The organism is Ensifer sp. GW821-FHT05G01, assembly GCF_059419585.1.
In genome coordinates, this window is record NZ_JBWKSC010000001.1 from 548,711 (window position 1) to 560,148 (window position 11,438).

Consider the following 11,438-nt stretch of genomic DNA (forward strand, 5'->3'; position numbering starts at 1 on the left):
CTCTGCTCCATGAAACGACAGCGGATGAGGCCAGACCAAGACTTCTTGGAAGTGATGAAAATGAAAGCTGTGATTCTGGCCGGAGGGCTGGGAACCCGTATTTCCGAAGAGACGCATCTGAGGCCCAAGCCGATGATCGAGATCGGCGGTCGGCCGATCCTCTGGCATATCATGAAACTGTATTCCGCCCATGGCGTGAACGAGTTCGTCATTTGCTGCGGCTACAAGGGCTATGTCATCAAGGAGTATTTCGCCAACTACTTCCTGCACATGTCCGATGTCACCTTCGACATGGCCTTGAACGAGATGCAGGTCCATCGTCGCAGCGCCGAGCCGTGGAAAGTCACACTGATCGACACCGGCGAAACGACGATGACCGGCGGTCGCCTGAAGCGCGTCGGTGATTATTTGCGCGACGAGGACAGCTTCTGCTTCACCTATGGAGACGGGCTGAGCGACGTCAATATTACCGAGCTCATCAAGTTTCATCGCGGGCACGGCAAGCTTTCCACAGTCACGGCCGTGCACCCACCGGGCCGCTATGGCGCTCTGGAACGTAGCGGTAACCAGGTCACCGGTTTCGTCGAGAAGCCACGCGGCGATGGCGGCTTGATCAACGGTGGCTTCTTTGTCCTGTCGCCAAAGTGCATTGATCTGATCCAGGGTGACAGCACGCCTTGGGAATCGGACCCCATGACGACACTGGCCGCCAAGGGCGAGATCATGGCCTATGAACATGACGGCTTCTGGCAGCCGATGGATACGTTGCGCGAGAAGAATATGCTCGAAGACCTGTGGGCATCGGGAAAGGCACCATGGAAGATCTGGCAGTGATGGGCGGCGCCAGACCAAACAGAAGTTTCTGGACGGGAAAATCCGTTCTTTTGACAGGGCACACCGGTTTCAAAGGCGCCTGGTTGGCGATCTGGCTGAGGCAGCTGGGCGCCACGGTCACCGGTGTTTCTCTCGCTCCCGAGACACGGCCAAACCTCTTTACGCTGGCACGCACCGACGCGGAAAGCCATATCCTCGATATTCGTGACGGCGTCAGGCTTGCAGAAACCGTGCAAGCCGCTCAGCCCGAGATCGTCCTGCATCTCGCCGCGCAGGCGCTGGTGCGGCCGAGTTATCAAGATCCGCTCGGCACGTTCGCCACGAATGTCCTGGGCACTGCCAACCTTCTCGACGCGGTACGTTCGACACCTTCCACCCGTGTTGTCTTGGCGGTCACCACCGACAAGGTCTACCGCAATCTCGAACACGCCTTTCCCTACCGGGAAACGGATCATCTCGGCGGCCACGATCCTTACAGCGCCAGCAAGGCCGCCGCCGAAATCGTCATTGCGAGCTATCGGGATTCGTTTCTTCGCGAGCGAGGCGTGGCTGTTGCCACTGCACGCGCCGGCAATGTCATCGGCGGCGGCGACTGGTCGACCGACCGGCTGCTGCCGGACGCTGTGCGGGCGTGGCAATCTGGCGATGTTCTGCATGTGCGACGGCCGGAAGCGCGACGCCCTTGGCAGCATGTCCTTGAACCGCTTTGCGCCTATCTCGTCTTGGCCGAACGGCTGTGGAGTGATCCATCTTTGTCCGACGCCTTCAATTTCGGACCCGTCAGCAACGATGCCGCTTCCGTAAGGCAGGTGATCGACATTGCCCGCGCGTCCTATGGCCGCGGCGAAGTCGAATATGGCGACGGAACCGAGGGGCCGCACGAGGCAGGCTGGCTTGCCCTCGAAACGGCGAAAGCGCGGCATATGCTCGGGATAGAACCACGATGGTCGCTGGCCGAGGCCGTTGACCGGACGATGAAATGGTATCGCGCTCAGGACGACAATGCTGACGTGCGGACTCTCTGCGAAGCTGAAATCCGCGATTACGAGGCCCAGCCTTGAGCCGGTTCACCGTTATCGACCTGCCGCTGGCTGGTCTCAAACTGGTCGAACGCCAGAACCTTGGCGATTCGCGCGGCTTCTTCAGCCGCATGTTCTGTGCAGACGAACTTGGCGCTGCTGGATGGTTGAAGCCGGTTGCCCAGATCAACCTTACAATGACGGCGAAAAAAGGTGCCGTTCGCGGAATGCATTTCCAGCATCCACCACATGCAGAGATGAAGCTGGTCAGCTGCGTCCGCGGCGCTGTTCTCGATGTCGCCGTCGATCTGCGGGCGGGTTCTGCTACATTCCTCAAATGGCATGCGCAGGAGCTTTCTGCAGAAAATCGCCGTGCGCTGTTGATCCCGGAAGGTTTCGCGCACGGTTTCCAGGCGCTGACCAGCGACTGCGAGCTGATCTATCTGCACTCCAAGCCATACATCGCCGGTTCCGAAGGTGCGCTGCATGCGAAGGACCCGGCTCTTGATATTGCATGGCCGCTCGAGATCACCGAAATGTCCGAGCGCGACCAAAAACACCCCTATCTGACAGATCAATTTGCGGGACTGACGCCATGAATTGCCGCCACTGCGGTTCCACACTTCGGTGCGATTTCCTGGACCTCGGCTTCGCGCCCCCGTCCAATGCCTACCTGACTGTCGAGGATCTCGCCAAGCCGGAAACCTATTTCCCTTTGCGGCTCAAGGTCTGCGAAGAGTGCTGGCTAGTGCAGACAGAGGATTATGCCGCTGCCGATGCGCTGTTCAGCGCCGAATACGCTTACTTCTCCAGCGCCTCGAGCAGTTGGCTCGCGCATGCCAAGCATTATACCGAGATGATGACCACACGGCTCGGTCTGGGCTCGAGCAGCATGGTCGTCGAGATTGCCTCCAATGACGGCTATCTCCTCAAGAATTTCGTCGCCGCCGGAATCCCATGCCTGGGCGTGGAGCCAACGGACAGCACTGCCGATGCCGCGGAAAAACTCGGCGTGCCGGTCTTGCGTGCGTTTTTCGGCGAGGCGATCGGCTCCGCACTGGCGGCAGAGGGCAAAAGCGCGGATCTCATTCTCGGCAACAATGTCTATGCTCATGTGCCTGACATCAACGACTTCACCCGTGGCTTGAAGGCTGCGCTGAAAGCCGGCGGTACCGTGACGCTCGAATTCCCGCACTTGATGCGGATCATCGAACACAATCAGTTCGACACGGTCTATCACGAGCATTTCTCCTATCTGTCGCTCTTTACGGTGGCAAAGATCTTCGACAGCGTCGGCCTGAGGGTCTTTGACGTGGAAGAGCTGCCAACCCACGGCGGAAGTCTGCGTATCTACGGCTGCCATGCCGACGACAAGCGCCAGGCAACCGATGCGGTCGCTGCACTGCTGAGCGAAGAGGAAACGCAAGGACTGCGGACCACCGCGCCCTATTCCGCATTCCAGCGGCAGGCCGAGCAGGTCAAGAACGATGTGCTGGCTTTCTTGCTGCAGGCCAAACGCGACGGCAAGACGATCGCCGCCTATGGCGCCGCCGCCAAGGGCAACACGCTGCTGAACTTTGCCGGTGTCAAACCCGATCTGTTGCCTTTCGTCTGCGATGCAGCAGCGGCGAAGCAGAACAAATTTATGCCCGGTAGCCATATCCCGATCCTGCATCCGGACGAAATCATCAAGAACCGCCCGGATTATGTGATGATCCTGCCCTGGAACATCGCGGCGGAAGTCCGCCAGCAGCTTGCATCGCTCGCCGGACAGGGCACGAAATTCGTCACCGCCGTGCCCAGGTTGCAGATCACATGACGAACCGCGTTCTTCTGACCGGGGGTACGGGTTTTGTCGGTCGGCAGGTGCTGCGCGCCCTGACCGAAGCGGGCGCTTCCGTGCGGCTGGTCATTCGCGAGGGATCATCCGAAAGCCGGCTTGGGGATCTTTCCGCTGTGGAAGAGGTCGTTACGACACCGGATCTGTTTCGCCAGTCGGTCGAATGGTGGGCGAAGGCGTTCGAAGGCATCGATACCGTCATACATGTTGCCTGGTATGCGGAACCCGGCAAGTATCTCCATTCGGCAGAAAACATCGTCTGTCTCGAAGGCACGCTGCGGATGGCGCAGGCGGCGGCGCTGGCGGGCGTCAGGCGGTTTGTCGGTGTTGGCACCTGTTTCGAATACGACCTGTCGGCCGGTATGCTGTCGACGGACACTCCGCTTCGTCCGATCAGCCCCTATGCAGGTGCGAAGGCCGCGGTTTTCATGGCGCTGTCGCAATGGCTGCCGCTACACGGTATTGCTTTTGCCTGGTGCCGGCTGTTCTATCTGTTTGGCGAGGGTGAAGACGAGCGGCGACTGTTTCCCTATCTGCGGGCGCAGCTTTCCGCCGGCAATCCGGTCGAGCTGACCAGCGGCAACCAGATCCGCGATTTCATGGACGTCCGCGATGCGGGAAAACAGATTGCAGATATCGGGCTCGGGGACAAAACCGGGCCGGTGAACATCTGCTCGGGCACACCGGTCACGGTGCGGCAGATAGCCGAGCGGGTGGCCGACGAATATAACCGCCGCGATCTTCTGCGATTCGGCGCGCGCCCCGACAATCTGGTAGATCCTCCATGCGTCGTGGGATTAACTGGGTGATGAGATGACGACCAAAGACAAAGCGCTGCTTTATGAGCAGTCACAATTGCCGACATTCCAGAACCGAGTCTATTCGACGGCGGCGGAAGCGCAAAGCTGCGCCAAGGGCGATATCCGGCTGGTGCAGGATCTGAAAACCGGGCTCATCGACAATGATGCGTTCGACCCGAAGCTCATGGACTATGACGGCAACTACAACAACGAGCAGGGCGTCAGCCAGCATTTCCACCAGCATCTGGAAATGGTCTCCGGCATCGTCGAGCGCACGATGGGTCGTCAGAACCTCGTCGAGGTCGGTTGCGGCAAAGGCCTATTCCTTGAAATGCTGCTCGAAAAGGGTTTCGACCTAACCGGTTTCGACCCGACCTACGAGGGCGACAATCCGCGCGTCAAACGACACTATTTCGAGGCGGGCGTCGATGTGCAGGGCGAGGACCTGATCCTTCGCCATGTGCTGGAGCATATCCAGAACCCTTACGATTTCCTCGTCGAACTCTGCAAGGCGAACGGCGGCAAGGGGCGCATTTATCTTGAAGTGCCCTGCTTCGACTGGATCATGGAGCACCGCGCCTGGTTCGATATCTTCTACGAGCACGTCAACTATTTCCGCCTCTCCGATTTCCACCGGATCTTCGGCACGGTCATCGAAAGCGGCCGCATTTTTGGCGGCCAGTATCTCTACGTGGTGGCGGAGCTCGACTCGCTGCGCCCGCCGGTGTGCGAAGAAGCCGATCGGGTGCGTTTCCCCGCCGACTTCACCCGCACGCTTGGTGACACGATCGCGCCCGGCGGCAGCTCGGCGATCTGGGGCGGCGCGTCGAAGGGCGTGACCTTCTCGCTGCTCAAGTCCCGTCAGGGACAGCCGGTCGATATGGTCATCGACATCAATCCGGCCAAGCAAGGCAAGTTTCTGCCGGCGACGGGCCTCATGGTGCATTCACCGGAAGACGCGCTGGCGAAACTTCCACATGGATCGATCATCTACGTCATGAACTCCAATTATCTCGAGGAAATTCGAATGCTGTCTCATAACGCCTATACCTATGTGGGGATCGACAATGAGTGACTTCGCCAAGGAGGTTGAAGCCCGAGTGGCAGCCGTGCCGGCAAACAAAGACCTGAACGACAGCGCCGCCCAGTTCATGCGCACGTCGATCGCCTCACAGTATTCCTACAACTATTTCTGGCTAGGACGGCCGATCATCCAGTATCCGCAGGATATGGTCGCCATGCAGGAACTGATCTGGGCCGTGAAACCGGACCTGATTATCGAAACCGGCATTGCCCATGGCGGCTCGCTGATCCTAAACGCCTCGATGCTGGCCTTGCTGGAACTGTCGGAGGCCGCCGAGAAGGGCGAAATGGTTGATCCGGCGAAGCCGAAGCGCAAGGTTCTTGGCATCGACATTGATATCCGCGCCCACAACAAGGCCGCGATCGAGGCCCACCCGATGGCGTCGCGGATAGAGATGATCCAGGGCTCGAGCACAGCGCCGGAGATCGTGGAGCAGGTTCGCAAGGTGGCGGCGGATTACTCGCGCGTTCTTGTCAGCCTCGACAGCAACCATACGCATGCACATGTTCTCGAAGAGCTCAATCTCTATGCACCCCTGACCAGCGTCGGCAGCTATTGCGTTGTGTTCGACACCGTGGTCGAGGATCTGCCAAAGGAACTGTCGGGCGACCGCCCATGGGGCCCTGGCGACAGTCCGAAATCGGCCGTAGCCGAGTATCTGAAGGTGCATCCGGAGTTCGAAGTCGATCAGTCGATCGACAACAAACTTCTGATCACGGTCGCCCCTGGTGGATACCTGAAGCGTCTTAGCTAGCTTGAGCGGGACAGTGGTGAAGCGGGACCGGTTTGCCGACCTGTCCCACTTGCCCGGATGCAGCCTATCGAAGATCTCCAATAGATCTGCGTTACACTGAGACGCGATCTATTGCTTCAGCAAGCCATCGGCGCATCCGCCGGCTTGCGCTCGATGGAGCTTTTCAGCCAAGGCAGTCGACGAGCGCCAGTCCTGAGTTGGCATTGACAGGCCCCTTTCCAGCTCATTTGGAGCTGGGTGTTTCAGGCCAGCGATCTACCGAGCAGTCGAGCGCCAAGTCGGCGAAGCTTGCGCCCATATTTCATACGTCCCAGCGCAATCGGATAGAGCAGCAGGTAGCCGATCCGAAACGATGCCGGACCGAGTGATAGGAATTGGCGCAACATGGTGCGCTCGAAGATGGATGCCCGTTTCTCCTTCACCGCACCGGGCAGACGCGGAGGTGCAGCCCTTTTGAACAGGCGACTGTGGCCGCCGCAAACGATTGGGAGACGGCCGAGGCACTCGGTCATCATCATCACATCGCCAGGTGCGCCGTAGGTTGAGAAAACTCTGAGGCTCTCCTCAGTAATCGCGTCCGTCGGGAAGATGCCGTAGATGACATTCGCCTTTCCAAGGTTCGCGGGCTCGATAGCATATGCCAGTTGTCGCGACCACGCCGGCCCCACATACTGCAGCTCCCGCCCATTGGCCTGATGCGTCATGTTCTGACCGTCGTAAGTCACCATTTGCAGCTGGCCGAAAACAATAGCGCGCTGGTCTTTTGCGACAGGCACCAGAACAGACAGCCAATCCGGATCGATCCAGTCATCATGAGCTGCCCACTTGAACAATGGTGCGGTTGCCTGCGCGTGTACAAAGCGGAAGTTATTGACGGCGCCAATGTTCTTCGTCTGCCTGAAGTATTTTATCCTGCTGTCGCAGTTCGCAAACTCCCGGCAAATCTCTTCTGTTTCATCGGTGGATGCGTTGTCGGAGATGATGATCTCAAAATCAGCAAAGCTCTGCTTTAATATCGAGTCGATGGCCAGTCGGAGGTGATGTCCTCCATTATAAACAGCCAAGCCGATACTAATTTCGGGCATTCTAACCTCCACACCACGCACGCGTGCGTTCCTCGCGCTCTTATGGCAGAGATGACTTTCCCTTTAAAGAAGCATTTGGAAATCCGTAGAGGAACGAGATCGAACCTAGCGTTCGGGTTTAAAGCGAAGCTGAGGGTTTTCTGGTCATCTCCGACCGCCGGTTCGAACATCGTCTTGGAGGATGGCCAAGTTCTTTCTTCTTACCCGCCGTGGGCGGCGTATCACCAAGCGTCGGGGAGATCTTGTTAACCAATTGTTAACCATGTCGGCTCAACCTCGTTCATTGATAGCAGATTGTGCACGGATCCGATGGGATCATGCCAGTCGGACGTTTCAAGCCTGGGTCGTTTCAGGCATGCCGCGCCCCAAAAGCAGACGCATTCGTTCATTCCTGAGGGAGTAGAGGCAAGGATGTACGAAATGGCAGATCACATGATGAAAATGCTGATGAGCATCATGGCAGCGCTGTCGCTCGGTTCGCTGCTGTTTCTGATGGCTGTTCTGTAAAGCGCGTCGCGATCATAAGGGCCCGCGCTTCAAGCTTTCGTTCCTTCGCGGTACCGCTATCGCGAAAACGCTGAACATTTTTGCACGAAACGACATGCTGCTGCGAGAAGGCAGGTTCTGCCTTCATGTCTGCGCCTCATGCAGCGCTGCGTCTCTTCAAAAGCCCTTAGTCTGCGATCGCAGCTTGAAAGGTTGAATATTCCGCCTTTTAACCAGATGCGATCCACAGGCCGTACCTGGCGCCAGGCCCGTCAGGGATAGAGATAAAACTCGTCCCAGCTGTCGCGAGGCACGAGTTCGCCGATCTTGTATTCGAAGGACAGGATATCCAGGTGCTCGGCGTCGGTCAGGCACTTGAACTTCAGCTTGTACCATTCGCCCTTGCTGCGGAACACCGCGCCCGGCGCCTTCATCTTGTCTTCTTTCATGACCGGTTCGGCGAAGGTGTAGGCGATCACCTTGTCCGGCTTGAAGGTCGACTTGTCGGCGTTGATGCGCTCCATCGCCTCGGTGTCGCAGCGCTGCTCCAGCCGGGTCTGCGGGTCGAGCTTTTCGAACTGGCGCACAAGGGACTGATCCATCGCCAAGGCCGGGGAAAATGTGGCGGCGAAGATGAGCGGGTACGCGACTGTCTTCATGCTGGACGGTTTCCTGATTGTGCAAGGGGCGGCCGCGGCAAATCACCGCCGTGGCGCAACGTCGGTTTCAGGTAAGCTTTGTGGCCATACCAAGGCACGGACCACGTTTCCGAAAGGTGGATCACGTTTCGGAAACATCGATCCATTCGGCGCCGGTCAATTCGACGATGCGCTGCGGATTGATATGGACGGCCGCATTGGTGGCGCCGGCGGCTGGAACGACGATGTCGTAGGCCTTGAGCGACAGGTCGCAATAGATGCTGTGGGGCTTGGCAAGGCCGAAGGGGCAGACGCCGCCGACCGGATGCCCGGTCTCCGCCTCGACTTCGTCGAAGCCGAGCATGCGGGCCTTGGTGCCGAAGCGGGCCTTGTATTTCTTGTTGTCGAGCCGCGCATCGCCGCGGGTCACGATCAGGATCACGTCGTCGCCGACGCGAAGTGCGAGCGTCTTGGCGATCTGGGCGGGTTCGACGCCGTGTCCTTCGGCGGCCAGCGCCACGGTGGCCGTGCTCTGTTCGAGTTCGATGACGTCGATATCCGGCGCGCGCTCGGAGAAGAACTGTTTGACGGAGGTAAGGCTCATGATGGGACTTCAGGCTCTGGCAATGGTTTGGGGATGGCAAAAGAGCGGACGAACGCCTTCAGGCCGCGGCAGCGCTGCCGACGGCGAGGCTGTCTCAATCGTCGTTGGAGGCGTCAAGGTTTTCGGGGCGCGTGCCTTCCTGCTGTGTCGGCAGGTAGCCATGGGTGGTGAACCAGTTTTCGAGGATCGCCGCGATTGCCTGCTCGCGCGTCAGCTTGCCGGGATGATCGGCCATGAACGCCTTCAGCGCCGTCTCGATGTTGTCGGTGTGGAGCTCGCTCATGATGTCTTCCTTCCGTTGGTCTCGGCACGGCCCGCCGGGTGGCGAGCCGTCCGACTTGGATGCGTGGCGCTATGTCGTCACGCCTGTTTGACGATGCGGATCAGCACCAGGAGGATGACCGCGCCGATCGTCGCGTGCAGGATCGCGGAAAGCACGCCCGTTCCAAGGCTGATGCCGATGGCGGGAAAGAGGAAGCCGGCGATGAAGGCGCCGATGATGCCTACGACCATGTTGCCGATCAGGCCGAAGCCGAATCCCTTGACGATCAGGCCGGCAAGCCAGCCGGCGATCGCACCGACAATCAGGAATACGAGAATGCTTTCGATACCCATGAATGGTTCCCTTTGCGTTGGACCTCCTGCATGTTTCGTCTAGCCGGTTTGCGGATAAAACATGCAGCATTCAAAGTGCTACAGCGACCTTTGTGCGGCCGCAGGACGCGCGGTGCTGTAGAGGGAAAGATAGACCAGGATTTCAAATCAGATAGGGGGCAATTTCATCGCGCGGCGATTTTTTGGATGAATACGGAGATTTGTTTCAGGCAATCCAATGCCACGCGTCGAAATGGGCGCTCAATGGATGCCGTCACACGCGCCGTATGACGCTTGTCTGTGGTCGATGCCGATGCATGGAAGCGCGGATATAACGAAAACATGCAGAGCAGCGGTCGTTGCTCTGCATGTTGCTTTTGAGATGCGGCCGAGAGCGTATCAGACGATGCCGCCGCCACCGCCGGCGACGGCCGGTCGCTCACCGGCCACCCTGGCGCGGTAGCCGCTCGCCCGATAGGTCGCAACCGGTGCTATCGCCCCACCGCCTTCGAGGCGTGCCATCGCGAGGATTGGTTCGACGTCGGTGCGAAACGCTGCCTTCAGCGTTTCCGTTGCCATCAGCGCGTCGTTGTCCTGCTGGAAACCGTCGAGTGCCGCGCGGTCGACGAGGAGCGCCTGCGCATAGGCGCGGCAGACCTCCATCGCGCTGGTCATCAGGCTTTCGATCGGATCGGTGACATTGTGGCTCTGGTCGAGCATGTGAGCCGGCTCAAACCCTTCCGCGCCAAGCGCCTCCGCATCGGCGAGTTCGTTGAAGACGAGAAACAGGCGATAGGGGTCGATTGAGCCGGTATCGAGGTCGTCGTCACCATATTTCGAATCGTTGAAGTGGAAGCCGCCGAGTTTCTTGAACTGGATCAGCCGGGCGACGATCATCTCGATATTGACGTTGGGTGCGTGGTGGCCGAGGTCGACAAGGCAAAATGCCTTGGGGCCGAGTTCCTGGGCAATCAGGTAGTTGGTGCCCCAGTCCTGGACGACAGTCGAATAGAAGGCCGGCTCGAACATCTTGTGTTCGGTAAAGACGCGCCAGTCCTCGGGAAGTGCGGCGTACACTGATTTCATCGCATCGAGGTAACGCTCGAACGACTTGGTGAAGTTGCTCTGACCGGGAAAGTTGGAGCCGTCGCCGACCCAGACGGTCAGTGCCTTCGAGCCGAGCTGCCGGCCGATGTCGATGCATTCGAGATTGTGCGCGACTGCCTGGGCGCGCGTGGCCGCGTCGCTGTGCGACAGCGAACCGTACTTGTAGGAATGCGCCTGTCCGGGTGCGTCCGAAAAAGTGTTGGAGTTCATCGCGTCGAAGCCGAGGCCGAGGGCGGCGCCCTTCTGCTTCAGTTCGGAGATGTCGCTGACCTTGTCCCAAGGGATGTGCAGCGAGACGTTGGGCGTTGCCCGGGTCAACTGCTGGATGACGGCGCAATCTTCGAGCTTGTCGAAAATGTTGCGCGGCTCGCCCTTGCCGGGAAAGCGGGCGAAACGTGTGCCGCCGGTGCCCACGCCCCAGGAAGGCACGGCGACGCCATAGGCTGCGACCTTGCGCTTGATGGCGTCTATGTCGACGCCGCGGCGGGCCAGTCTTTCGCCAAGGCTGGCATAATCCTCGCGAAGAGCCGCCTCGCGCCGTTGGTTTTCCGCTTCGACGACGGTCTTGCCGATCATGGTATTCATCAAAATCT

General features: G+C 59.2%; 13 protein-coding genes. 7 read left to right on the plus strand and 6 right to left on the minus strand.

Translation table 11 applies throughout. The annotated features are described in order from the left end of the window. The first annotated feature begins 60 nt into the window (after window positions 1–60). Genes rfbF through AC07UR_RS02695 form a run of 7 tightly spaced genes read left to right on the plus strand, consistent with a single transcriptional unit; the run spans window position 61 to window position 6,331 of the window. Window positions 61–834, plus strand: coding sequence for a glucose-1-phosphate cytidylyltransferase (gene rfbF, locus AC07UR_RS02665; RefSeq protein ID WP_209787571.1), 774 nt, complete (start codon window positions 61–63; stop codon window positions 832–834). After that, window positions 816–1,895 (plus strand): CDP-glucose 4,6-dehydratase, encoded by a 1,080-nt coding sequence (gene rfbG, locus AC07UR_RS02670; protein ID WP_209787568.1) that lies wholly within the window; start codon window positions 816–818, stop codon window positions 1,893–1,895. The genes rfbF and rfbG overlap by 19 nt, the downstream gene beginning before the upstream one ends. Beyond that, window positions 1,892–2,452 carry a dTDP-4-dehydrorhamnose 3,5-epimerase family protein gene (locus AC07UR_RS02675; RefSeq protein ID WP_209787566.1) on the plus strand — a complete coding sequence of 187 codons (561 nt, stop codon included), beginning with the start codon at window positions 1,892–1,894 and terminating at the stop codon, window positions 2,450–2,452. Before rfbG ends, AC07UR_RS02675 begins: the two co-directional genes overlap by 4 nt. Next, on the plus strand, window positions 2,449–3,672 hold the full coding sequence (locus AC07UR_RS02680; RefSeq protein ID WP_209787564.1) for a class I SAM-dependent methyltransferase: 1,224 nt from the start codon (window positions 2,449–2,451) through the stop codon (window positions 3,670–3,672). Before AC07UR_RS02675 ends, AC07UR_RS02680 begins: the two co-directional genes overlap by 4 nt. Beyond that, window positions 3,669–4,502: an NAD-dependent epimerase/dehydratase family protein gene (locus tag AC07UR_RS02685; protein ID WP_209787562.1), complete on the plus strand. Its 834-nt coding sequence runs from the start codon at window positions 3,669–3,671 to the stop codon at window positions 4,500–4,502. The genes AC07UR_RS02680 and AC07UR_RS02685 overlap by 4 nt, the downstream gene beginning before the upstream one ends. A 4-nt stretch (window positions 4,503–4,506) precedes the next feature. Beyond that, window positions 4,507–5,568, plus strand: a complete 1,062-nt coding sequence (locus AC07UR_RS02690) for a class I SAM-dependent methyltransferase (protein ID WP_209787560.1) — start codon at window positions 4,507–4,509, stop codon at window positions 5,566–5,568. Then, complete coding sequence (locus AC07UR_RS02695) at window positions 5,561–6,331, plus strand: cephalosporin hydroxylase family protein (protein WP_209787558.1); 771 nt, start codon at window positions 5,561–5,563, stop codon at window positions 6,329–6,331. The genes AC07UR_RS02690 and AC07UR_RS02695 overlap by 8 nt, the downstream gene beginning before the upstream one ends. 242 nt (window positions 6,332–6,573) lie before the next feature. Here the strand turns inward: AC07UR_RS02695 and AC07UR_RS02700 are convergent, their stop codons facing one another. The 6 genes from AC07UR_RS02700 to rhaI all read right to left on the minus strand — a co-directional run bounded on the left by AC07UR_RS02700 (window position 6,574) and on the right by rhaI (window position 11,430). Further along, window positions 6,574–7,416 (minus strand): glycosyltransferase family 2 protein, encoded by an 843-nt coding sequence (locus AC07UR_RS02700; protein WP_209787556.1) that lies wholly within the window; start codon window positions 7,414–7,416, stop codon window positions 6,574–6,576. A gap of 758 nt (window positions 7,417–8,174) precedes the next feature. Continuing rightward, window positions 8,175–8,561, minus strand: a complete 387-nt coding sequence (locus AC07UR_RS02705; protein ID WP_173418968.1) for a DUF930 domain-containing protein — start codon at window positions 8,559–8,561, stop codon at window positions 8,175–8,177. Window positions 8,562–8,682: 121 nt separating this feature from the next. Further along, window positions 8,683–9,144: a YbaK/EbsC family protein gene (locus tag AC07UR_RS02710; RefSeq protein ID WP_173418969.1), complete on the minus strand. Its 462-nt coding sequence runs from the start codon at window positions 9,142–9,144 to the stop codon at window positions 8,683–8,685. Between the two features lie 94 nt (window positions 9,145–9,238). After that, window positions 9,239–9,427, minus strand: coding sequence for a hypothetical protein (locus AC07UR_RS02715; protein ID WP_077504366.1), 189 nt, complete (start codon window positions 9,425–9,427; stop codon window positions 9,239–9,241). Window positions 9,428–9,504: 77 nt separating this feature from the next. After that, window positions 9,505–9,759 (minus strand): GlsB/YeaQ/YmgE family stress response membrane protein, encoded by a 255-nt coding sequence (locus AC07UR_RS02720; RefSeq protein WP_053250496.1) that lies wholly within the window; start codon window positions 9,757–9,759, stop codon window positions 9,505–9,507. Between the two features lie 378 nt (window positions 9,760–10,137). After that, a complete protein-coding gene (rhaI, locus tag AC07UR_RS02725; protein WP_209787554.1) occupies window positions 10,138–11,430 on the minus strand; it encodes an L-rhamnose catabolism isomerase in 1,293 nt (430 codons plus the stop codon). Window positions 11,431–11,438 lie beyond the last annotated feature (8 nt).